Below are 21,872 nucleotides of genomic sequence, written 5' to 3'. Positions count from 1 at the left end.
CAGAATTTGCCTGGCGGCTTTAGCGCGGTGGTCCCACCTGACCCCATGCCGAACTCAGAAGTGAAACGCCGTAGCGCCGATGGTAGTGTGGGGTCTCCCCATGTGAGAGTAGGGAACTGCCAGGCATCAATTAGAAGGACCCCGTACCGTAAGGTGCGGGGTTTTTTGCTTTGTGCTTATCCTCTCTGGCCTTTCTCTTAATCCCTTATCCTGCTAATGGAATGTGTGATCCCTGTCGCAATGTTATTTATAACAAAATTATAACATTTCATTTACGAGGTAATTGAGTCTCCTGGCTCAATACGCCGCTGTTTATGGCAGGAGCATAATCACAATGACAGAAAGCATTACATCAAACGGGACGCTGGCTAACAGTGATACCCGAAGAAGGGTATGGGCAATCGTCAGCGCCTCTTCAGGGAATCTGGTTGAATGGTTCGACTTTTACGTCTACTCATTCTGTTCACTCTACTTCGCACATATTTTTTTCCCATCTGGCAACACCACAACGCAGCTGCTACAAACAGCGGGGGTTTTTGCCGCAGGGTTTTTAATGCGACCTATCGGGGGGTGGCTGTTCGGTCGCATTGCGGATCGTCGCGGCCGTAAGGCTTCTATGCTGATCTCGGTGTGCATGATGTGCTTTGGTTCTCTGGTGATCGCCTGCTTGCCGGGATATGAATCGATTGGTACCTGGGCACCGGCGCTACTTTTACTGGCCCGCTTATTTCAGGGATTATCGGTGGGCGGAGAATACGGTACCAGTGCGACCTACATGAGTGAGATTGCACTGGAAGGCCGTAAAGGTTTTTACGCCTCATTCCAGTATGTCACGCTGATTGGTGGTCAACTGCTGGCCATTCTTGTGGTGGTGATCCTGCAGCAAATCCTGACGGACGAACAACTTCACGCCTGGGGATGGCGAATTCCTTTCGCGATGGGCGCAGTACTGGCGGTTGTCGCACTTTGGCTACGCCGTCAGTTAGATGAAACCTCTCAGAAGGAAGTCAGAACGCTGAAGGAGGCGGGAACATTCAAAGGGTTATGGCGTAACCGCAAAGCTTTCCTTATGGTGCTGGGCTTTACTGCGGGCGGCTCTCTTAGTTTCTACACGTTCACCACCTATATGCAGAAGTACCTTGTGAACACCACCGGCATGCACGCAAACGTTGCCAGCGTAGTCATGACCGTGGCGCTATTTGTCTTTATGCTCATACAACCTATTATCGGTGCGCTCTCGGATAAAATCGGTCGACGAACGTCGATGCTGATTTTTGGCGGGCTGTCGGCGTTATGTACCGTACCTATTCTGTCTGCCCTTCAGCACGTGACTTCGCCGTATGCAGCGTTTGCGCTGGTGATGCTGGCGATGGTGATTGTCAGCTTCTATACCTCTATTAGCGGAATACTAAAAGCCGAAATGTTCCCGGCGCAGGTACGTGCTTTAGGGGTAGGGCTCTCTTATGCGGTAGCTAATGCGTTGTTTGGCGGATCGGCGGAGTACGTTGCGTTATCGCTTAAATCATGGGGAAGTGAAACGACATTCTTCTGGTACGTAACGATAATGGGCGCACTGGCCTTTATTGTTTCCCTGATGCTGCATCGCAAAGGGAAAGGCATTCGACTTTAATAGCGCGCCATCTGCCACACGGCATAGCCGGTCGTTGCGCCGGCGACATCCCAGGCGAAATCTTTCCAGCTCCAGCCGCTCCCTGCGGGGCGGCTATCCCACAGTTCTTTTGATGCTCCAAGACTGACTGAGAACATCAACCCAATTGCCGCACTGCGATCCCGGCTGTATCCCTGATGCTGCGCATATTCATTACCGGCTGCAGACAACATCGCGGAAACAAGGAAATGCTGGGCTTTATCCTGTCCGGACCAGCTATCGTTGGCCATATGGCTACAGCCGCTCAGAAAGAGGACGCTCAGTAACAGAGGAATACGCATCAACGGGCTCCATAAAAAAAGCCCTGCGTGTGGCAGGGCCTGGACATTACAGAATACGGCTGATAAGTCGGTCGATACGAATACGACGTAAGCGGCGGATAAGCTTGCGGACTTTCACCGGATAATCGGCAATGCTCTGCAGTTCGCGGTAATGATTCACCACAGTGGTATGTGTGCGAATCAGCTCCAGCTCACGTTCACGTTTTGCGGCTAGCTCATGCTGCGGGTCATGGATCAGGATAGCGTTTTCCAGATCCAGTCGCCACGCGCGTGGGTTCAGGTTGTTACCGGTCAGCAGCATCCACTCATCGTCGACCCACATTCCTTTCAGATGGTAAGTGTTGTCTTCATCTTTCCAGAGACGCACAACCAGCTGGTCAGTGTTTACGTAATACTGTAAACGGCTCAGGAAACGGCGCAGGTTAATCTCATAGAGATAAGGCAGCGCACCGATGATTTTGAACGGCTGATCTTCAGGAATGAAGAAGTCGTTTGCGGTTTTATCGCCAACGATGATTTCCACTTTTTTACCGTCGCGCAGCAGCTGAATGATATTACGCACCAGCACGGCAGGAAGGTTGAAGTACGGCGTACAGATGGTGAGTTTCTGCTCCGCGCACGGCATCAGATGGAAGATCGTTTTGTTCAGCAGGCTTGATTTGCCGAGCCCTACCAGCGGGGTAACGGATAACTCTTCGTTGTTCGCATCGCCCTGAAAATGATAGACCGCATCACGCAGCTCCTGGCGGAAGGCGCGAACATCGTTTTTGATTTCCGGGCTTTTAGGACGCTCGGGATCGTCAAGGCGATTAACACCGCGGCCATGGACCAGATTTTTATCAACCCAGTTAAACATGATATCGGCCATCTGCGGATTACGGATCAGATGGTAGCGGTCGTAGCGATATTTATCGAGCTGATGAAGGTAAACATCATTCAGACTTGCGCCGCTGTACAGCACGCTGTCATCAATGATGAACCCCTTGAAATGAAGGACGCCGAGCGCTTCACGGGTATTTACCGGGACGCCATAAACAGGCACATCAACGCCAGGATTTTCCTGCGCCGTACGGCAATACCAGTCGGCATTGGTGTTTGAGGCGGCAGCGCCAATACGGCCACGCTGAGCGCGATGCCAGTCTACCAGCACGCGAACATCAAGTTCCGGACGCTGACGTTTGGCTTCATAGAGCGCGTTCAGGATCCCGCGCCCGCCTTCATCCTGTTCAAGATAGAGCGCTACAATGCAAATGCGTCGCGTGGCGCTGGCAATCTTTTCCAGAAGCGTCTCCCGAAAATGAGCGGGAGCGTAAAAGAACTCTACATCATCAACTGACTGAGAAATCTTCGGTAGTTGAGCAAGGTGTTGTTGATGTTTATTACGCTTAAATTTTGACAACATCACAGTGCGTTTCTTCTCTGTTCATTGAAGGGTTGTCTGTACCATGCAAACAACATAAGCGGACAATGATACCACCAGTCCCGTCCAAAGTGGGTAACATTTCCAGTAGCTTACTCGCGTTTGCCTGCTGATGTCAGACTGAGGGACAAGGCCACAATACCTTCGTCCAGCTGAATATCAACGTCAAACCCAAGTTTTCGCGCCAGGGTCACCATACCGCGATTGTTAGGCATAGTAATGCCATTAAGGCGTAACAATCCGTGATCTCGCGTATAACTGATGAGTTTTTCCAGCAGCCGTCTCCCAAGACCCAGGCCTTTAAGATCGGAGCGCACCAGCACCGCAAACTCCGCATCGACGTTATCCGGGTCAGAAATCGCACGCGTGACGCCGAGGATCTCATCCTCCTTATCGGAGCGACGAACGGCAACAAACGCCATTTCTCGATCGTAGTCGATCTGGGTCATATTGGCTAAATCATCGTGGGTAAATTCGTTGATTTCGCTAAAATAGCGATAATAAAGATCCTCTTTCGTGACCTGAGAGATAAAAGCCCGCAGCTGGGGCTCATCTTCCGGCAGAATAGGGCGGAACAAGGCGCGTTCTCCATTCTTCATCTCAACCCACTCCTCCAGCTGCAGGGGATACGGGCGGATCGCCAGACGGCTCTCTCTGTCTCCTTCGAATGGCGCGATATCCAGGGTCACGTCCAGCGCCGTAAACTCATTGCCCGAGGCGAGCAGCGGATGAATGTCCAGCCGCTGGATTTCGGCACAATCCACAATCAGGTTAGATACCTGCACCAGGAACTGGCTTAACCCGGCAATATCAAGCGGGCGCAGCGCACTCCGGCCACGGATCTTTTTACTTTTGATCGCCTGGATGATCAGATACCGCGCCAGGTTCATGTTCAGCGGCGGTAACGCCACCACGGCCTGCTCCTCCGGGCGCCACTCAACGCCACCCTCTCCCAGCATGATGAGCGGTCCGAAGACGGGATCGTGTTCAACCACCACCCGTAATTCCTGGGCTCCTGCGCGGTTGGCCATGCTTTGCACCAGCAATCCGTGGATCCTTGCCTGCGGCCAGGCCATTTTTACCCGGTCGAAAATAGCATCAGCTGCCTGCTGCACCTCTGTCGCCGTACGCAGGTATAACATAACCCCCTGAACATCAGACTTATGCGGGATATCCGGGGAGCGGAGCTTCAGGGCCACCGGATAGCCAATCTGTTCGGCTATATGCACGGCCTCTGCGCTGTCGCTGGCGATCCAGGTCGGCAGGGTTTGCATCCCGTAGCTGCCCAGAATGGGCTGGACCTCATGGGTATCAAGCGAGGTCGCGCCTTCTTCAATGGCCTGCTGCAACAGCCGGTGAACGTCGACAGTGTTCGCCGTCAGATTCCCCGGCAAAGCCGGCGTCTCACGCAGCTGTTTCTGGTTGCGGCGATATTCCACCATATGCATAAATGCGGTAATGGTGCCTTCCGGCGTGCGGTAGGTTGGCAGCCCGGCCTCGCTGAACAAGCGCCGCGCCTCCTGAGAGGAAAACTCACCGCACCAGTTGGTGAGCAGGGTAACGTATTTACCGCGTGGATGGTTGCGCACGGCATCAATGAGCGCGCGCGCGCTTTCACTGCCCGGCGCGACCGCGCTGGGGGAATGGATAATCATCAGCGCATCGAAATCCTGGCTATCCAGCAAAATGGATATCGCCCTGATATAGCGGTCGCTGCTGGCGTCATCGCGCAAATCAAGCGGATTGCCGGGCGTCACGCTGGTCGGAAGCGCTTCTTTCAGGCGCTGCAGCGTCTCTTCACTCAGCGTTGCCAGCTTGCCGAAGCGCCGCCACAGCTCGTCCAGCGCGAGCGCGGCAGGCGCCGCACCGTTACTGACAATCATTAGCTTCTCACCGCGCAACGGGCGCATATGGCTTAACGTCTCAACGGCGGAAAAAAGCTCGTGCGTATCCTGTACCCGCAGCAACCCCGCGCGCTGAATGGCGGCGTCCCAGGCGGGATCCATGCCGGAATGAGAATGTAGCAGACGCTGTGCCGCAGGGCTGCGTCCGCTTTTGATCACCAGGATCGGCTTATTGCGCGAAGCGCTTCGTGAAGCCGAGACAAAACGACGCGCGTCGCTGAGGTGCTCAAGATAAAGCAGGATCGCACTGGTTTTGCCGTCACGCGCCAGAAAATCCAGTAGCTCATCAACGTCGATATCCAGGCTGTCGCCCAGGGCAATGAAGTAGGAGAATCCCATTTCACGCTGCTGCGCCCAGTCGAGGATGGTGTTCGATACCGCAGCCGACTGCGAGATAAACGCCAGTTTGCCTTTGCGGATTGGAACCGGGGAGAAACTGGCATTCAGCCCCTGCCAGGGGGCGAGCAGGCCCAGACTGTTTGGCCCGAGAATGCGCATTTGATAGCGGCTGGCGCAGGCCAGAAGCTCGGCTTTCTGTTCAGGCGGAGACGAGAGAATTATGCAGGTTTTACACCCTTTCTTGCCGAGTGATTCCAGCAGTTCCGGGTTGCGCTTCGCGTTTGTACAGAGTACGGCAAGATCCGGCACGAAAGGCAGGCTTTGCACATCAGGCCATGCAAGCACTCCCTGAACGGCCTTATAAGACGGCGTGACGGGCATGACGGGGCCATTAAATCCCCCGGCCAGCAGATTGCGCATCATCAGATAGCCAGCACGATCCGGTTTCATTGATGCGCCGATAACGGCAATGGATTTAGGACGAAGTAGCGCTTCTAACCCTCGCTGGCTCATGCAGGCCTCCTGTGAATGCAAGCGACCTGATGATTTTAAACGCTTTCTGGCTCGGGCGCTGTGACGCTGCCCTTATGAACGGTTTTTCCCGCCAGATAGCGCTCCCGGAAGCATGAGAAATGGTTGCCCAGAGCCCCAGCCGCAGCGGTATCTCCCGCTAAATCCAGAAGCGCAATCGCCACTTCGGCGGTGCAGTATTGCCCGTCAGCATGCGCTTCACGCAGGCGGTAGGCGGAGACGCGGGAAAGATCGACAGAAATCACCGGCAGCGCGTCGAGATACGGGCTTTTGCGAAACATTTTTCGCGCTTCGGTCCAGGTACCGTCCAGCATGATAAACAGCGGTGGTTTACCGGACGGCGGCGCAGAAAGAACCTGACGCTGTTCTCCCGCGTAGGACGCCGGAAAAACCACCATTGGCTGATAGTCGGGGTTTGTAACTAAATCAAGCAGGGCCTGAGGCGGCTCCGTACGGGACCATTGAAACGCAGCGGTATTCGGCAAAATATCGGCGATAAGACGCCCCGTATTGCTGGGTTTCATCGGCTCGGTATCGAACATGACCAGACAAAAACGGCTTTGTGCCGTACTCGGTGCCAGCGTCTCGCACAGACAAACCTTCAGCGGCAGCAGGCAGCGCTGACAGCGGCGAATACGGTTGCCTCGGGCGAGGAACGGTCGGGTGGCGCGCGCAAGGCGTTCGGCGCGTAATTTAAGAACGGCGTTATCAGTCATGGGCGAAATGCAGGAAAAACGCTATTTTCGCAGAGGCGGGAGCGGGGCACAAGACGTGCCCCGAGAATGTTACAGAGACTCGTTTAACCAGCTTTCAAAAGGCGCTTTTGGAACCGCGCCGTTGAGCATATCGATCACTTCGCCATTTTTGAAAATCATAATGGTCGGGATGCTGCGAATACGAAAACGTGCGCTCAGTTCGGGTTCGGCTTCGGTATTGACCTTAACGAACCGCATTTTTCCGCTGCGCTCTTCGGCCACATCTTCGAAAATCGGCGCGAAGCTACGGCATGGGCCGCACCATGGTGCCCAGAAATCGATTACGACAGGAAGATCGTCCTTGAGGAGTTTGTCCAGCGTAGCACCCGTCGCGTTAATGACATCGCCATCAAATAATTCATGGCCACAACGTCCGCATTTCGCACCATCTTCCATCCGATCGTCCGGAATGCGATTAAGAGCCTGACAGTTGGCACATACGGTATTCATAACTAACCTCTGATAGAGCCGTGGGACAGCGGCACAACGCCGATAATGTTTCTAATATGTTACATATTATCAATGAGCCTGTTTGAAACAACAATGCGTTTTATTCAATGAGAACAATAGTCACAGGCTTTTGTACGAAATTATGGCTATGCGCTGGCACATCGGGTAATCTGCGCGCTTCGCGCAGCGCTGGTGGAGAAAAGCATGAACGACGAAATGAAAAACAAAAGCGGCAAGGTCAAAGTGATGTATGTCCGCAGTGATGATGACTCTGATAAACGCACCCAAAATCCGCGTACCGGAAAAGGTGGCGGGCGTCCGGCGTCTTCTCGTGCAGACGGTGGCCGTCGCCCCGCCCGCGATGACAGAAATAACCGCGGTGATGACCGCAAACGTGACGATCGCAAACGCGATGACCGTCCGCGTTCCGACCGCCCACGCAGTGACCGTCCACGCGACGAGCGTCCGCGTGATGACTTCTCACGTGATAACGCCTCTCCGTGGCGCACCGTTTCTCGCGCCCCTGGCGATGAGACGCCGGAAAAAGCCGATCACGGCGGTATCAGCGGTAAAAGCTTTATCGATCCGGAAGTGCTGCGCCGTCAGCGTGCGGAAGAGACCCGCGTGTACGGCGAGAACGCCTGCCAGGCGCTGTTCCTGAGCCGTCCTGAGTGTATCGTTCGCGCCTGGTTTATCCAGAGCGTGACCCCGCGCTTCAAAGAAGCGCTGCGCTGGATGGCCGCGAACCGTAAAGCCTACCACGTGGTTGATGATGCCGAGCTGACCAAAGCGTCCGGTACTGAACACCACGGCGGCGTCTGCTTCCTGATCAAAAAGCGTAACGGCACCACCGTACAGCAGTGGGTCAGCCAGGCGGATGCCGATGACTGCGTGCTGGCGCTGGAAGATGTGGGCAACCCGCACAACCTGGGCGCAATGATGCGCAGCTGCGCGCACTTTGGCGTGAAAGGCGTGCTGTTGCAGGATGCCGCGCTGCTGGAATCCGGCGCCGCGATCCGTACTGCGGAAGGCGGAGCCGAGCACGTACAGCCGATCACCGGCGACAGCGTTCTGGACGCCCTCGAGCAGTTCCGTAAAGCAGGTTATTCCATCGTGACCACCTCAAGCCATGCCGGTACGCCGCTGTTTAAAGCGACGCTGCCGCGCAAAATGGTGCTGGTGCTGGGTCAGGAACGTGATGGTCTGTCTGACGCGGCGCTCTCCAGTGCGGATCTCAGCGTCTCTATCGACGGAACAGGCAATGTGGAAAGTCTGAACGTATCCGTTGCAACCGGCGTACTGCTGGCCGAATGGTGGCGCCAGAATAAGGCATAATCCATTGTGCTTTTTGTATGCCCGGTGAACCGGGCATACAAACTCAAACTACTCGCTCTCTGCCGGTAATACAGGCATCCAGTCAATTGTCTTTTCGCCACGCTTTTCCAGCCATTCATTCGCCAGAACAAAATGATTACTGCCAAAGAAACCGCGATGCGCAGACAGCGGTGACGGGTGCGGTGCTTTCAGCACGTGATGACGCTGACGGTCAATAATCGCCCCTTTCTTCTGCGCGTGAGAACCCCACAGTAAAAACACCACCCCTTCACGATGCTCGTTGATAAGGCTGATGACTTTATCGGTAAACGTCTCCCAGCCCAGACTGGCGTGCGAGTGCGCCTGACCCGCTCGTACGGTAAGCACCGTATTCAGCAACAGCACGCCCTGGCGCGCCCAGCTTTCCAGGTAACCGTGGTTTGGCCGGTTAAAACCGGGCACGGTTGCTTCAAGCTCTTTATACATGTTGAGCAGAGAAGGGGGGATCGCCACACCCGGACGAACGGAAAACGCCAGCCCATGCGCCTGCCCGGGGCCGTGATAGGGATCCTGACCCAGAATGACCACTTTCACATCGCTCAGTTCGGTGTAGCGAAAGGCGTTGAACACGTCTTTCTGCGGCGGGTAAATCGTCTGTCCGGACTGACGCTCGGCGGCAACGGTGCTGAGCGTATTGATAAAATAAGGCTGCTGCTTTTCTTCTGCCAGCACGTCATGCCAGGTTAAAGGTGTTGTCATCTCGCTCTCCTGCGAATCTCAATCTGTGACTAGCTTACCTGTTTAACCCCGGTGAGCAAAATTACACGCTGAAAAGTGCGCTAAGTGGCTAAATTTATTTTGAAAAGATGCAGGGCAAGTTGAATTGGTAAGGTTGCGAAATTGATCTGAAACAATAAATTCAAACCACACTCTTTATGTGGTTGGTGTTTTTGTTGATTTAAATCAATAAATCACCGGGGTGTGAATGATATATATACACACAAGAAACAATGGTTTTACCAATTGGCCGCGAGAGGCCGACATCAGTTAATGTAGCCTAAGGGAGGCAACACATGATTACAGGTATCCAGATTACTAAAGCTGCAAATGACGATCTGCTCAACTCTTTCTGGCTGCTGGACAGCGAGAAAAACGAAGCGCGCTGTGTCGTTGCGAAAGCGGGTTTTGCTGAAGATGAAATCGTGCCGGTGAGCAAACTGGGCGAAATCGAGTACCGTGAAATTCCAATGGAAGTGAAACCGGAAGTGCGCGTGGAAGGTGGTCAGCACCTGAACGTAAACGTACTGCGCCGCGAAACGCTGATGGACGCGGTTGAGCACCCTGAAAAATACCCGCAGCTGACTATCCGCGTGTCCGGCTATGCGGTTCGCTTTAACTCACTGACTCCAGAACAGCAGCGCGACGTAATCGCCCGTACCTTTACTGAAAGCCTGTAACGGCTTCAGCAGGGGGGAATAAAAAAGCCGGGGAAATCCCCGGCTTTTTTTACTCTTCAGTTTTCGTCTCAGGTGCGGCAGAGCTTGGCTTACGGCGCTTACCAATATTTTTGGTATCGCGGTGGCGCTGCTTCACGCGCGGTTTCTCTTTTTCTTTCTCTTTTCTCTCAGCACGTTTTGCGAGCGCTTTCTTGGACGGTTTACCCGTCATTTTTTCACTCGGCGCACGCGTGGTTGGACGCAGGCCATCAATAACGCGCGCTTTCAGCGGCTCATCAACATAGCGGCCAATTTTCTGCAGCAGCAGGTAGTCATGCGCTTCGACCAGTGAAATCGCAATCCCTTTGCGGCCCGCGCGGCCGGTACGGCCAATACGGTGCAGGTAGGTATCTCCGCTGCGCGGCATATCGAAGTTAATGACGTGGCTGACGTCCGGGATGTCGATCCCGCGAGCGGCAACGTCAGTTGCAACCAGCACGTTAACGCGACCATCGGTCAGACGCTTAATCCCTTCGGTACGCTTGATCTGCGCCATCTCGCCTTCAAGATAGCAGTTGTTGATCCCGGCGTTACGCAGCATCTCAGCCAGCTCGTGCACACGCTCACGCTTGCGCACAAATACGATTGTGCGCAGAGCATCTTCCTGTTTGAGCAGGTGTTTCAGCAATTCAACCTTGTGCTCAAGGTTATCCGCGCGGTAGTACCACTGGTGGATCTTCTTACGCTCTCGGGTGGACGGCGTCGCCGAGACTTCCACCGGATCTTCCAGCAGACGCTCTGCGAAGTCTTTGATCGCTTCCCCTTCGAGGGTGGCAGAGAACAGCATCGTCTGGTTACGCCAGCGCGTTTCCCCTGCAATGTGCTCGATATCCTGTGCGAAGCCCATGTCCAGCATGCGGTCGGCTTCGTCGAGGATCAGCGTTTCAACCGCGCGGCAGTCGAAGTTCTCTTCTTTAATGTACTGCAGCAGGCGGCCCGTCGTAGCAACGACGATGTCCTGGTTTTCGCTGAACACTTCGGCGTGGTTCATGTACGCAACGCCGCCGGTGATGGTAGCGATATCCAGATGAGTATTTGCCGCGAGTTCACGCGCGTGATCGGCAACCTGCATTGCCAGTTCGCGCGTAGGCGTCAGGATTAAAATACGCGGCGGGCCAGATTTTTTACGCGGAAAGTCGAGCAGATGCTGCAACACAGGCAGCAAATAGGCTGCTGTCTTCCCCGTGCCGGTTGGCGCAGAACCGAGCACATCGCGGCCCTCAAGCGCAGGCGGAATGGCCGCTGCCTGAATGGCGGTCGGGCGTGTAAAGCCTTTGCTCTCAAGTGCATTGAGCAGGCTTTCATCGAGTTCAAGTTCGGAAAAAGTCGTTACAGTCATGTTCTACCTCTGTGTGGGGCGCTGATTATAGACGTTACGGCTGTAATCTTCATCTGTTTGTATGGATATCGCTTTTCGGCCACTTCGCTTTCCCCTATGCTACTCCAGTTTCACTTAGAAGGTTGCCCTGACATGTCTCAACTCAAAGCGCAGCTGCGCCGCGATGGTTTTACGTTTAAACAATTTTTTGTCGCTCACGATCGCTGTGCTATGAAGGTCGGTACAGACGGTATTTTACTGGGAGCGTGGGCGCCTGTCGCAGGCGTTAAGCGTATTCTTGATATCGGTACCGGCAGCGGGCTGGTGGCGCTGATGCTGGCGCAGCGTACGGAAGAACATGTCATCATTGATGCCGTCGAACTTGACGCGCAGGCCGCAGAGCAGGCGAGTGACAATATGGCCGAATCTCCCTGGGCAGCCCGAATGAAAGTGGAATGCGCAGATGTGCTCGCCTGGGCGCCTGAACAAACCGCGCGTTACGATCTGATCGTCAGCAACCCTCCCTACTACGAACCCGGCGTTGAGTGCGGGACACCCGAGCGTGAACAGGCGCGTTATACCGGCTCCCTCGATCATAAAGCGCTGCTCACCTGTGCGGCAGAACTCATCTCCGAAGAAGGTTTTTTCTGTGTGGTCCTGCCTGAGAGTACCGGCAACACGTTTATCGGCATCGCGCAGGAGATCGGCTGGACGTTACGTCTGCGTACCGATATTTCGGATACGGAAGGACGACTGCCGCACCGCGTGCTGCTGGCGCTCTCGCCAAAAGAGGGTGAATGCTTTAATGACCGGATGGTGATCCGTGGGCCAGACCAGCGTTATTCCGAAGATTACACTGCTCTGACCCAGGCGTTTTATCTGTTTATGTAAACCTGCGGGGCGAGTATCGACGGGCCGGACTCAGCAAGCTGATCCGGGTAGTCCAGGGTATAGTGCAGCCCGCGGCTCTCTTTACGCATCATCGCGCAGCGGACAATCAGCTCGGCCACCTGCACCAGATTGCGCAGCTCCAGCAGGTTATTGGATACGCGGAAATTGGCATAGTACTCATCAATTTCCTGCTGCAGCATGGTGATGCGGCGCAAGGCGCGTTCCAGGCGTTTCGTGGTGCGCACAATCCCCACGTAGTCCCACATAAATAGCCGTAGCTCATGCCAGTTATGCTGGATCACGACCAGCTCGTCCGGATTATCCACGCGGCTTTCATCCCAGGCTGGCAGGTGCTCTGTCTCGCGGGCGTAAGGCATGCGCTTCGTGATGTCTTCCGCCGCTGACCAGCCGTACACCAGACACTCAAGCAGCGAGTTAGAGGCCATACGGTTCGCGCCGTGAAGTCCGGTATAGCTGACCTCACCGATAGCATACAGACCGTCTACGTCAGTACGTCCATGATCGTCAACCATCACGCCACCGCAGGTATAGTGGGCCGCTGGCACAATGGGCACAGGATCGCGCGTTAAATCAATGCCAAGGTTGAGCAGCTTCTCGTAAATCATCGGGAAATGCTGGCGAATGAACTCTGCTGGCTTATGGCTGATATCGAGATACATGCAGTCCACGCCAAGACGCTTCATTTCATGATCGATGGCGCGGGCAACGATGTCACGCGGGGCCAGTTCGCCCCGGGCGTCAAAGTCGGGCATAAAACGGGAGCCGTCAGGGCGTTTCAGATACGCGCCTTCACCGCGCAGGGCTTCCGTCAGCAGGAAGTTGCGCGCCTGGGGATGGAACAGGGCGGTGGGGTGAAACTGATTAAACTCGAGGTTCGCCACCCGGCAGCCAGCGCGCCAGGCCATCGCGATACCGTCGCCGGAGGCTATGTCCGGGTTCGTGGTGTACTGATACACCTTGGAGGCACCGCCCGTCGCCAGCACCACAGCCTTCGCCTGACAGGTCTCCACTTTCTCTTTATTGCGGTTCCAGACCCAGGCGCCCACCACGCGGCGCGTGCCGGGCAGGCCAATCTTGTCAGAGATAATCAGATCAACGGCATTGCTTCGCTCGAGAACCCGAATATTAGGATGGTTCAGCGCTTTGCTGACCAGCGTGGTTTCCACTTCTTTTCCGGTGGCATCCGCTGCGTGCAGGATGCGGCGGTGGCTATGGCCGCCTTCGCGAGTCAGGTGGTAGCTCTCTTCACCGTTGGGTTGAACCTGAGTATCGAACAGGACGCCCTGGTCGATGAGCCACTGAACGCAGTGACGGGCATTGCTGGCGACAAACTCTGCGGCGTGTGCATCCACGATCCCTGCCCCGGCAATGAGCGTATCTTCGACGTGAGACGCAATGCTGTCTGTCTCATCAAACACGGCGGCAATGCCACCCTGGGCATAAAACGTGGAACCTTCACTTATCGGTCCTTTACTCAGAACGATAACGTTTTGATGCTCGGCCAGGCGCAGCGCCAGAGAGAGACCGGCAGCGCCGCTACCGATGATCAGTACATCACAATGGAGTTCAGATGTTGTGTTCATGATTGTTGTTTAATTTACTAAACAGTGTTGGGGCAGAATAGCACCTGAATGCGATATATCGCACGTATTTTTTTAGAGGCTGTCGCAATGGCTAAACGCGTAAGCGGAGGTAAACGGAGGGTAAATGAGTGAAATTATTTTGCGAAGCAGATCGTTAGCGTCAGATTTTGTGGTGAAATAAAGCCTGTGTTGCGTTACTCTTCTGGCGGGAAAAAGATGTTTCTTGTCAGAAAGTGGTGCGTATCGTGATCAGACTTATAATGAGAGAAAATGAACGGTCTGCGGCGCGATGAACAAAAACAAAGGCGTTACGGAACTTATTGAAGATCAGACACTCTAATTGGTGCTTGCTCAAAGTGCGGTATTTTAGAGTGGCGTTTCGATAACGCGTGGAATTTAGGTTTGGGGAGACATTACCTCGGATGAGCGAGCAGTTAACGGACCAGGTCCTGGTTGAACGGGTCCAGAAGGGAGATCAGAAAGCCTTTAACCTACTGGTGGTCCGCTACCAGCATAAGGTGGCGAGCCTGGTTTCCCGCTATGTACCGTCAGGCGATGTGCCTGATGTGGTGCAAGAGTCTTTTATTAAGGCCTATCGCGCGCTGGATTCTTTCCGGGGAGATAGTGCTTTTTATACCTGGCTGTACCGTATTGCGGTCAATACGGCAAAGAATTATCTGGTCGCTCAGGGCCGTCGTCCGCCTTCAAGTGATGTGGACGCAATCGACGCCGAAAACTTCGAAAGCGGCGGCGCTTTGAAAGAAATTTCGAACCCTGAGAACTTAATGTTGTCAGAAGAACTGAGACAAATCGTTTTTCGCACGATCGAGTCGCTCCCGGAAGATTTACGTATGGCAATTACGTTACGGGAGCTGGATGGTCTGAGCTATGAAGAGATAGCCGCTATCATGGATTGTCCGGTCGGCACGGTACGTTCACGAATTTTCCGTGCGCGAGAAGCTATTGATAATAAAGTTCAACCGCTTATCAGGCGTTGACGATAGCGGGATACTGGAAAAGGTATTAGGCATGCAGAAAGAAAAACTTTCCGCTTTAATGGATGGTGAAACGGTGGATAGTGAGCTGCTCAACGAGCTGTCTCATTCACCCGAAATGCAAGAGACCTGGGAGAGTTACCATCTCATCCGTGACACCCTTCGCGGTGACACCGGCGAGGTTCTCCATTTCGATATCTCAGCCCGCGTCATGGCGGCGATTGAGAATGAGCCTGTTCATCAGACCACTCCGCTGATTCCTGAAGCTCAACCCGCGCCTCACCAGTGGCAGAAAATGCCGTTCTGGCAAAAGGTGCGTCCGTGGGCCAGCCAGCTTACCCAAATGGGTGTGGCTGCATGCGTATCGCTTGCAGTTATTGTTGGCGTCCAGCACTATAATACTCAGTCTGAAACTAATCAGCAGCCAGAAGCGCCAGTGTTTAACACACTGCCGATGATGGGCAAAGCCAGCCCGGTAAGCCTGGGCGTACCGGCTGATGCATCCGCCAGCGGCGGTCAGCAACAGCAGGTTCAGGAGCAGCGCCGTCGCATTAATGCGATGTTGCAGGATTACGAGTTGCAGCGTCGTCTGCACTCTGAACAGCTTCAGTTTGAGCAGGCGCAGACACAGCAAGCTGCTGTGCAGGTGCCCGGAAACCAAACTTTAGGAACGCAATCGCAGTAATGAAGCAACTTTGGTTCGCCATGTCTCTGATGGCGGGTAGCCTGTTCTTCTCTGCCAACGCCTCGGCTGATGTTTCATCCGGGGCGTTGTTGCAGCAAATGAATCTGGCCAGCCAGTCACTCAATTATGAGTTGGCATTTATCAGCATCAATAAGCAGGGCGTCGAGTCGTTACGCTATCGTCATGCCCGTCTTGATAACCAGCCGCTCGCCCAGCTTTTACAGATGGATGGCCCGCGTCGGGAAGTGGTCCAGCGTGGTAACGAAATCAGCTATTTCGAGCCAGGCCTGGAGCCTTTCACGCTGAATGGCGACTATATCGTTGATTCTCTGCCGTCACTCATTTACACCGACTTCAAACGGCTTGCCCCTTACTACGATTTTATTTCGGTAGGGCGTACCCGCATCGCGGACAGACTGTGCGAGGTAATTCGCGTTGTTGCCCGGGACGGAACGCGCTACAGCTATATCGTCTGGATTGATGCCGAAACCAAACTCCCCATGCGTGTTGACCTGCTCGACCGTGACGGTGAAACGCTGGAACAGTTCCGGGTTATCTCCTTCAGCGTGAACAATCAGGTTGGCAACAGCATGCAGAATCTGGCTAAGGCCAGCCTGCCGCCGCTGCTTTCTGTTCCTGCCGGGGATTCCGTTAATTTCAACTGGGTACCTGCCTGGATTCCGCAAGGGTTTAGCGAAGTGTCCAGCAGCCGTCGTCAGCTGCCAACGATTGAAACGCCGGTAGAATCGCGCCTCTATTCGGATGGTTTGTTCAGCTTCTCGGTGAATATCAATCGCGCAACGGCAAACAGCGCTGAACAAATGCTGCGTACCGGGCGCCGTACGGTGAGTACAACGGTACGCGATAACGCAGAAATCACCATTGTGGGAGAACTCCCTCCGCAGACGGCGAAGCGCATCTCCGACAGCATTAAATTCAGGGCTGCACAATGATCAAAGAGTGGGCGACGGTTGTCTCCTGGCAGAACGGCATTGCGCTGGTGAGCTGCGATGTTAAAGCCTCATGTAATAGCTGCGCATCCCGCGCTGGCTGCGGCAGCCGCGTGCTGAATAAGCTTGGGCCACAAACATCACACACGATTTCTGTGCCAAGCGAACAGCCGCTGATGGCGGGGCAGAAGGTGGAACTGGGCATCGCCGAAGGCAGCCTGCTCAGCTCCGCTATGCTGGTGTATCTCTCTCCGCTGGTCGGCCTGTTTATCATGGGCGGCCTGTTTCAGATGCTGTTTGGTACCGATGTGGCCGCTATGTGCGGTGCCGCATTGGGTGGCGTGGGGGGATTCTGGCTTGCCAAAGGGCTCTCTCCGACGCTCGCCGCACGCGAAGAGTGGCAGCCTGTCATTCTCAGCGTTGGGCTGGCGCCAGACCAGCTTCGTGTTGAAACGCTCTCTTCTGAGGCCCGGTGATCCATCGGGCTTTATCATTTTTTACGCCCTAAAACAGAAAACGGCCTTTCTTCACGCTATACCTGCTTCTAAGTGCATTTCCAGGTAGCGAGGATGTAGTGTAGAATGCTGCGTTTTCGCACTGAAAAACGTCAGGCTAAGAACAGCGGCCTCCAGGAATTCGTAAGGCATAATTATTTAACTATATGAAGAACATACGTAACTTTTCGATCATTGCTCACATTGACCACGGTAAGTCGACGCTGTCTGACCGTATTATCCAGATTTGCGGTGGCCTGTCTGATCGTGAAATGGAAGCCCAGGTTCTGGACTCCATGGACCTGGAACGCGAACGCGGTATCACCATTAAAGCGCAGAGCGTTACGCTTGATTACAAAGCGGCTGATGGTGAAACCTATCAACTGAACTTTATCGATACCCCAGGCCACGTTGACTTCTCCTATGAGGTTTCACGCTCGCTCGCGGCCTGTGAAGGCGCGCTGCTGGTGGTGGATGCCGGGCAGGGCGTTGAAGCCCAGACCCTGGCAAACTGCTACACCGCGATGGAAATGGATCTCGAAGTTGTGCCGGTTCTGAACAAGATCGACCTGCCAGCCGCCGATCCTGAGCGCGTAGCGGAAGAGATTGAAGATATTGTCGGCATTGACGCGACCGATGCCGTGCGCTGCTCCGCGAAAACCGGCGTGGGCGTGACCGACGTGCTGGAACGCCTGGTACGTGACATTCCGGCCCCGGAAGGCGATCCGGATGGCCCGCTACAGGCGCTGATTATCGACTCCTGGTTCGATAACTATCTGGGCGTTGTCTCTCTGGTGCGTATTAAAAATGGCACCATGCGTAAAGGCGACAAAATCAAGGTAATGAGTACCGGGCAGGTCTACAACGCCGACCGTCTGGGCATCTTCACGCCAAAACAGGTTGACCGTACCGAGCTGAGATGCGGCGAGGTAGGCTGGCTGGTCTGCGCCATTAAAGACATCCTCGGCGCGCCGGTGGGCGATACCCTGACCGGCGCACGTAACCCGGCAGAGAAAGCGCTGCCAGGCTTTAAAAAGGTGAAACCGCAGGTTTACGCGGGTCTGTTCCCGGTCAGCTCTGACGACTACGAAAACTTCCGTGACGCGCTCGGTAAACTGAGCCTGAACGATGCTTCCCTGTTCTACGAGCCAGAAAGCTCAACGGCGCTGGGCTTCGGCTTCCGCTGTGGCTTCCTCGGTCTGCTGCACATGGAGATCATTCAGGAGCGTCTGGAGCGCGAATACGATCTGGATCTGATCACCACGGCGCCGACCGTAGTCTATGAAGTTGAAACCACTTCGAAAGAAGTGATCTATGTCGATAGCCCGTCCAAGCTGCCGCCGCTGAACAACATTCAGGAGCTGCGTGAGCCTATCGCAGAGTGTCACATGCTGCTGCCGCAGGAATTCCTGGGTAACGTCATTACGCTGTGTATTGAGAAGCGTGGCGTGCAGACCAACATGGTTTACCACGGTAACCAGGTGGCGCTGACCTATGAGATCCCGATGGCGGAAGTGGTACTCGACTTCTTCGACCGTCTGAAGTCGACCTCCCGTGGCTATGCGTCACTGGATTACAACTTCAAACGCTTCCAGGCTTCCAACATGGTGCGTGTGGACGTGCTGATCAACGGCGAGCGCGTGGATGCGCTGGCGCTGATCACCCACAACGACAATGCGCCATACCGTGGCCGCGAGCTGGTTGAGAAGATGAAAGACCTGATCCCGCGTCAGCAGTTTGATATCGCGATTCAGGCGGCGATTGGCAACCACATTATCGCGCGTTCAACCGTGAAACAGCTGCGTAAAAACGTTCTGGCGAAGTGCTATGGCGGTGACGTCAGCCGTAAGAAAAAGCTGCTGCAGAAGCAGAAAGAAGGTAAGAAGCGTATGAAGCAGGTCGGTAACGTCGAGCTGCCGCAGGAAGCATTCCTTGCCATCCTTCATGTTGGTAAAGACGGCAAATAACCCTAAGGAGTTGGCATGGCGAACATGTTTGCCCTGATCCTGGTCATTGCTACCCTGGTGACAGGTCTGCTGTGGTGTCTGGATAAGTTTATCTTCGCCCCAAAACGTCGTGAACGTCAGGCTGCCGCTCAGGCAGCCACTGGAGATGGGATTGACGCGAAAACCCTGAAGAAAGTGGGCCCGAAACCGGGCTGGCTGGAAACGGGTGCCTCGGTATTTCCGGTGCTGGCAATTGTGCTGGTGGTACGTTCGTTTATTTACGAGCCGTTCCAAATCCCATCAGGTTCAATGATGCCAACGCTGCTGATTGGTGATTTTATTCTGGTAGAGAAGTTTGCCTACGGCATTAAAGATCCTATTTACCAAAAGACGCTGATCGAAACCGGTCATCCGAAACGTGGCGACATCGTGGTGTTCAAATATCCGGAAGATCCGCGCCTGGACTACATCAAGCGCGCGGTAGGTCTGCCGGGTGATAAAGTGACTTACGATCCGGTTGCGAAAGAAGTCACCGTTCAGCCGGGCTGCAGCTCCGGTACCGCATGTGAAAACGCGCTGCCAATCACTTACTCAAACGTTGAGCCAAGTGATTTTGTGCAGACCTTTGCCCGTCGTAACGGCGGTGAAGCGACCAGCGGATTCTTCCAGGTACCGAAAGGTGAAACCAAAGAGGACGGCATCCGTCTGGTTGAGCGCAAAGAGACGCTGGGCGATGTGACGCACCGAATCCTCACTGTGCCAATCGCGCAGGATCAGCTGGGTATGTACTATCGCCAGCCGGGCCAGCAGCTGGCGAGCTGGATTGTACCGCCAGGACATTACTTCATGATGGGTGACAACCGCGATAACTCTGCGGACAGCCGTTACTGGGGCTTTGTGCCGGAAGCGAATCTGGTCGGAAAAGCCACCGCCATCTGGATGAGTTTTGAGAAGCAGGAAGGCGAATGGCCGACCGGTGTACGCCTGAATCGTATCGGCGGAATCCATTAATTCTCAATAAATGAACGCGTAGCCGCTTTAATTAGCGGCTACGTGAATTATTTCCACGATAAATCTCTTCGAACTAACGACATCCCCTGTCGTTGTGTATAGAATATTCCCCCGAAGTTTAAGGTTGGCCCTGCAAGGGTGCCACGGCACACGAAACCGCGTTGGTTTTCTCAGGTCGGTTTCGTGTGCTGCATTTTTGACGCATTCATTTATTGGTATCGCATGAACCCCATCGTAATTAATCGGCTTCAACGGAAGCTGGGCTACACTTTTCATCATCAGGAGTTGTTGCAACAGGCATTAACCCACCGCAGTGCCAGCAGCAAACATAATGAGCGTCTCGAGTTTTTAGGCGACTCTATTTTAAGTTTCGTGATTGCGAATGCGCTTTATCACCGTTTCCCGCGTGTGGACGAGGGTGATATGAGCCGCATGCGTGCCACGCTGGTTAGGGGTAATACCCTTGCGGAAATCGCGCGCGAGTTTGAACTGGGCGAATGTCTGCGTCTTGGACCGGGTGAACTGAAAAGCGGCGGCTTCCGTCGTGAATCTATTCTTGCCGATACGGTCGAAGCATTAATTGGTGGTGTGTTCCTGGACAGCGATATCCAGACCGTAGAAAAGCTGATCCTGAACTGGTATCAGACCCGTCTGGACGAAATCAGCCCGGGCGATAAACAAAAAGATCCGAAAACGCGTCTGCAGGAATATTTGCAGGGTCGTCATCTGCCGCTGCCGTCTTATCTGGTGGTACAGGTGCGTGGCGAAGCGCACGATCAGGAATTTACCATCCATTGCCAGGTCAGTGGCCTGAGTGAACCGGTGGTGGGCACAGGTTCAAGCCGTCGTAAGGCTGAACAGGCTGCCGCCGAACAGGCGTTAAAAATGCTGGAGCTGGAATGAGCGAAGATAAAACCTATTGCGGATTTATTGCCATCGTCGGACGTCCGAACGTTGGCAAATCCACCCTGCTGAATAATCTGCTTGGGCAGAAGATTTCAATCACCTCGCGTAAGGCGCAGACCACGCGTCACCGCATCGTCGGCATCCATACTGAAGGCGCGTATCAGGCGATCTACGTCGATACCCCGGGCCTGCACATGGAAGAGAAGCGCGCCATCAACCGCCTGATGAACAAGGCGGCGAGCAGCTCGATCGGCGACGTAGAGCTGGTGATTTTCGTTGTGGAAGGCACCCGCTGGACGCCGGACGACGAGATGGTGCTGAACAAGCTGCGTGACGGCAAAACGCCGGTCATCCTCGCGGTCAACAAAGTTGATAACGTGCAGGAAAAGGCCGACCTGCTGCCGCATCTGCAGTGGCTCGGTAGCCAGATGAACTTCCTCGACATCGTTCCGCTGTCTGCTGAGACCGGCCTTAACGTTGATACCATCGCGGGCATCGTGCGTAAGCATCTGCCGGAAGCAATTCATCACTTCCCGGAAGACTACATCACCGATCGCTCTCAGCGCTTTATGGCGTCTGAAATCATCCGTGAAAAGCTGATGCGTTTCCTGGGCGCTGAACTGCCTTACTCCGTAACGGTAGAGATCGAGCGTTTCCAGACCAACGAGCGCGGTGGCTACGATATCAACGGCCTGATCCTCGTTGAGCGCGAAGGGCAGAAGAAGATGGTGATCGGCAACAAAGGGGCCAAGATCAAAACCATCGGCATTGAAGCCCGTAAGGACATGATGGAGATGTTCGAAGCGCCGGTTCACCTCGAACTGTGGGTGAAAGTGAAATCTGGCTGGGCCGATGATGAGCGTGCTCTGCGCAGCCTCGGTTACGGCGAAGACCAGTAACTTAAGACGACGAG

General features: G+C 54.5%; 21 protein-coding genes and 1 rRNA gene. 14 read left to right on the top strand and 8 right to left on the bottom strand.

What is annotated here, in order from left to right:
- The first annotated feature begins 9 nt into the window (after positions 1–9).
- Positions 10–125 (top strand): 5S ribosomal RNA (rrf, locus tag ACMGGX_RS04550).
- A gap of 209 nt (positions 126–334) precedes the next feature.
- Positions 335–1,630, top strand: coding sequence for an MFS transporter (locus tag ACMGGX_RS04545; protein WP_029741120.1), 1,296 nt, complete (start codon positions 335–337; stop codon positions 1,628–1,630).
- On the opposite strand, the gene ACMGGX_RS04540 is transcribed toward ACMGGX_RS04545, so the two are convergent.
- The 5 genes from ACMGGX_RS04540 to trxC form a co-directional block, all read right to left on the bottom strand.
- Entirely contained in the window at positions 1,627–1,950 is a 324-nt protein-coding gene (locus ACMGGX_RS04540) for a YfiM family lipoprotein (RefSeq protein ID WP_348561644.1), read from the bottom strand. The genes ACMGGX_RS04545 and ACMGGX_RS04540 overlap by 4 nt on opposite strands.
- 46 nt (positions 1,951–1,996) lie before the next feature.
- A complete protein-coding gene (pssA, locus tag ACMGGX_RS04535; protein WP_023308861.1) occupies positions 1,997–3,352 on the bottom strand; it encodes a CDP-diacylglycerol--serine O-phosphatidyltransferase in 1,356 nt (451 codons plus the stop codon).
- 110 nt (positions 3,353–3,462) lie between these two features.
- Entirely contained in the window at positions 3,463–6,126 is a 2,664-nt protein-coding gene (locus ACMGGX_RS04530; protein WP_348561643.1) for a bifunctional acetate--CoA ligase family protein/GNAT family N-acetyltransferase, read from the bottom strand.
- A gap of 35 nt (positions 6,127–6,161) precedes the next feature.
- Positions 6,162–6,860, bottom strand: coding sequence for a tRNA-uridine aminocarboxypropyltransferase (tapT, locus tag ACMGGX_RS04525; RefSeq protein WP_348561642.1), 699 nt, complete (start codon positions 6,858–6,860; stop codon positions 6,162–6,164).
- Between the two features lie 69 nt (positions 6,861–6,929).
- Positions 6,930–7,349, bottom strand: coding sequence for a thioredoxin TrxC (gene trxC / locus ACMGGX_RS04520; RefSeq protein WP_023308858.1), 420 nt, complete (start codon positions 7,347–7,349; stop codon positions 6,930–6,932).
- Between the two features lie 204 nt (positions 7,350–7,553).
- Between trxC and ACMGGX_RS04515 the strand changes: the two genes are divergently transcribed.
- The gene (locus ACMGGX_RS04515; protein ID WP_063439116.1) at positions 7,554–8,684 is read left to right on the top strand and encodes a tRNA/rRNA methyltransferase; all 1,131 of its coding nucleotides are present in this window, start codon (positions 7,554–7,556) and stop codon (positions 8,682–8,684) included.
- Between the two features lie 48 nt (positions 8,685–8,732).
- Here ACMGGX_RS04515 and ung read toward each other — a convergent pair whose 3' ends face one another.
- The gene (ung, locus tag ACMGGX_RS04510; protein WP_420298097.1) at positions 8,733–9,422 is read right to left on the bottom strand and encodes a uracil-DNA glycosylase; all 690 of its coding nucleotides are present in this window, start codon (positions 9,420–9,422) and stop codon (positions 8,733–8,735) included.
- Between the two features lie 314 nt (positions 9,423–9,736).
- Here ung and grcA point away from each other — a divergent pair, with 314 nt between their 5' ends.
- Positions 9,737–10,120 (top strand): autonomous glycyl radical cofactor GrcA, encoded by a 384-nt coding sequence (grcA, locus tag ACMGGX_RS04505; RefSeq protein WP_008502190.1) that lies wholly within the window; start codon positions 9,737–9,739, stop codon positions 10,118–10,120.
- 49 nt (positions 10,121–10,169) lie between these two features.
- On the opposite strand, the gene srmB is transcribed toward grcA, so the two are convergent.
- Positions 10,170–11,498, bottom strand: coding sequence for an ATP-dependent RNA helicase SrmB (srmB, locus tag ACMGGX_RS04500; RefSeq protein WP_023344704.1), 1,329 nt, complete (start codon positions 11,496–11,498; stop codon positions 10,170–10,172).
- 132 nt (positions 11,499–11,630) lie between these two features.
- On the opposite strand from srmB, the gene trmN reads away from it, so the two are divergent.
- On the top strand, positions 11,631–12,368 hold the full coding sequence (gene trmN, locus ACMGGX_RS04495; protein WP_181593684.1) for a tRNA(1)(Val) (adenine(37)-N(6))-methyltransferase TrmN: 738 nt from the start codon (positions 11,631–11,633) through the stop codon (positions 12,366–12,368).
- Here trmN and nadB read toward each other — a convergent pair.
- Positions 12,353–13,972 (bottom strand): L-aspartate oxidase, encoded by a 1,620-nt coding sequence (nadB, locus tag ACMGGX_RS04490; RefSeq protein WP_063440919.1) that lies wholly within the window; start codon positions 13,970–13,972, stop codon positions 12,353–12,355. The genes trmN and nadB overlap by 16 nt on opposite strands.
- Positions 13,973–14,311: 339 nt before the next feature.
- Here nadB and rseD point away from each other — a divergent pair, with 339 nt between their 5' ends.
- The 9 genes from rseD to era all read left to right on the top strand — a co-directional run bounded on the left by rseD (position 14,312) and on the right by era (position 21,858).
- A complete protein-coding gene (gene rseD, locus ACMGGX_RS04485) occupies positions 14,312–14,398 on the top strand; it encodes a rpoE leader peptide RseD (protein WP_223537823.1) in 87 nt (28 codons plus the stop codon).
- The gene (gene rpoE, locus ACMGGX_RS04480) at positions 14,395–14,970 is read left to right on the top strand and encodes an RNA polymerase sigma factor RpoE (protein WP_006176728.1); all 576 of its coding nucleotides are present in this window, start codon (positions 14,395–14,397) and stop codon (positions 14,968–14,970) included. The genes rseD and rpoE overlap by 4 nt, the downstream gene beginning before the upstream one ends.
- A gap of 31 nt (positions 14,971–15,001) precedes the next feature.
- Positions 15,002–15,652: an anti-sigma-E factor RseA gene (gene rseA / locus ACMGGX_RS04475; protein WP_008502186.1), complete on the top strand. Its 651-nt coding sequence runs from the start codon at positions 15,002–15,004 to the stop codon at positions 15,650–15,652.
- The gene (gene rseB / locus ACMGGX_RS04470) at positions 15,652–16,605 is read left to right on the top strand and encodes a sigma-E factor regulatory protein RseB (protein WP_023308851.1); all 954 of its coding nucleotides are present in this window, start codon (positions 15,652–15,654) and stop codon (positions 16,603–16,605) included. The genes rseA and rseB overlap by 1 nt, the downstream gene beginning before the upstream one ends.
- Entirely contained in the window at positions 16,602–17,078 is a 477-nt protein-coding gene (gene rseC / locus ACMGGX_RS04465; protein ID WP_023308850.1) for a SoxR-reducing system protein RseC, read from the top strand. The genes rseB and rseC overlap by 4 nt, the downstream gene beginning before the upstream one ends.
- Before the next feature lie 185 nt (positions 17,079–17,263).
- Entirely contained in the window at positions 17,264–19,063 is a 1,800-nt protein-coding gene (lepA, locus tag ACMGGX_RS04460) for a translation elongation factor 4 (protein ID WP_181593683.1), read from the top strand.
- A 15-nt stretch (positions 19,064–19,078) separates the two neighbouring features.
- Positions 19,079–20,053 carry a signal peptidase I gene (gene lepB, locus ACMGGX_RS04455; RefSeq protein ID WP_023308848.1) on the top strand — a complete coding sequence of 325 codons (975 nt, stop codon included), beginning with the start codon at positions 19,079–19,081 and terminating at the stop codon, positions 20,051–20,053.
- Positions 20,054–20,275: 222 nt separating this feature from the next.
- A complete protein-coding gene (rnc, locus tag ACMGGX_RS04450) occupies positions 20,276–20,956 on the top strand; it encodes a ribonuclease III (RefSeq protein WP_003860711.1) in 681 nt (226 codons plus the stop codon).
- Positions 20,953–21,858, top strand: a complete 906-nt coding sequence (gene era / locus ACMGGX_RS04445; RefSeq protein WP_023308847.1) for a GTPase Era — start codon at positions 20,953–20,955, stop codon at positions 21,856–21,858. The genes rnc and era overlap by 4 nt, the downstream gene beginning before the upstream one ends.
- The last annotated feature ends 14 nt before the right edge of the window (positions 21,859–21,872 follow it).

It is taken from the genome of Enterobacter sp. BNK-29, assembly GCF_048684785.1.
In the GTDB taxonomy this organism is placed as follows: Bacteria; Pseudomonadota; Gammaproteobacteria; order Enterobacterales; family Enterobacteriaceae; genus Enterobacter; species Enterobacter cloacae_M.
This window is presented reverse-complemented; position numbering and strand designations above follow the sequence as displayed.

What these genes read in the sequence shown, in the direction of transcription:
- ACMGGX_RS04545 (WP_029741120.1), top strand. Translation starts at nt 335, where the DNA reads ATGACAGAAAGCATTACATCAAACGGGACGCTGGCTAACAGTGATACC.
- ACMGGX_RS04540 (WP_348561644.1), bottom strand. Translation starts at nt 1,950, where the DNA reads ATGCGTATTCCTCTGTTACTGAGCGTCCTCTTTCTGAGCGGCTGTAGC.
- pssA (WP_023308861.1), bottom strand. Translation starts at nt 3,352, where the DNA reads ATGTTGTCAAAATTTAAGCGTAATAAACATCAACAACACCTTGCTCAA.
- ACMGGX_RS04530 (WP_348561643.1), bottom strand. Translation starts at nt 6,126, where the DNA reads ATGAGCCAGCGAGGGTTAGAAGCGCTACTTCGTCCTAAATCCATTGCC.
- tapT (WP_348561642.1), bottom strand. Translation starts at nt 6,860, where the DNA reads ATGACTGATAACGCCGTTCTTAAATTACGCGCCGAACGCCTTGCGCGC.
- trxC (WP_023308858.1), bottom strand. Translation starts at nt 7,349, where the DNA reads ATGAATACCGTATGTGCCAACTGTCAGGCTCTTAATCGCATTCCGGAC.
- ACMGGX_RS04515 (WP_063439116.1), top strand. Translation starts at nt 7,554, where the DNA reads ATGAACGACGAAATGAAAAACAAAAGCGGCAAGGTCAAAGTGATGTAT.
- ung (WP_420298097.1), bottom strand. Translation starts at nt 9,422, where the DNA reads ATGACAACACCTTTAACCTGGCATGACGTGCTGGCAGAAGAAAAGCAG.
- grcA (WP_008502190.1), top strand. Translation starts at nt 9,737, where the DNA reads ATGATTACAGGTATCCAGATTACTAAAGCTGCAAATGACGATCTGCTC.
- srmB (WP_023344704.1), bottom strand. Translation starts at nt 11,498, where the DNA reads ATGACTGTAACGACTTTTTCCGAACTTGAACTCGATGAAAGCCTGCTC.
- trmN (WP_181593684.1), top strand. Translation starts at nt 11,631, where the DNA reads ATGTCTCAACTCAAAGCGCAGCTGCGCCGCGATGGTTTTACGTTTAAA.
- nadB (WP_063440919.1), bottom strand. Translation starts at nt 13,972, where the DNA reads ATGAACACAACATCTGAACTCCATTGTGATGTACTGATCATCGGTAGC.
- rpoE (WP_006176728.1), top strand. Translation starts at nt 14,395, where the DNA reads ATGAGCGAGCAGTTAACGGACCAGGTCCTGGTTGAACGGGTCCAGAAG.
- rseA (WP_008502186.1), top strand. Translation starts at nt 15,002, where the DNA reads ATGCAGAAAGAAAAACTTTCCGCTTTAATGGATGGTGAAACGGTGGAT.
- rseB (WP_023308851.1), top strand. Translation starts at nt 15,652, where the DNA reads ATGAAGCAACTTTGGTTCGCCATGTCTCTGATGGCGGGTAGCCTGTTC.
- rseC (WP_023308850.1), top strand. Translation starts at nt 16,602, where the DNA reads ATGATCAAAGAGTGGGCGACGGTTGTCTCCTGGCAGAACGGCATTGCG.
- lepA (WP_181593683.1), top strand. Translation starts at nt 17,264, where the DNA reads ATGAAGAACATACGTAACTTTTCGATCATTGCTCACATTGACCACGGT.
- lepB (WP_023308848.1), top strand. Translation starts at nt 19,079, where the DNA reads ATGGCGAACATGTTTGCCCTGATCCTGGTCATTGCTACCCTGGTGACA.
- rnc (WP_003860711.1), top strand. Translation starts at nt 20,276, where the DNA reads ATGAACCCCATCGTAATTAATCGGCTTCAACGGAAGCTGGGCTACACT.
- era (WP_023308847.1), top strand. Translation starts at nt 20,953, where the DNA reads ATGAGCGAAGATAAAACCTATTGCGGATTTATTGCCATCGTCGGACGT.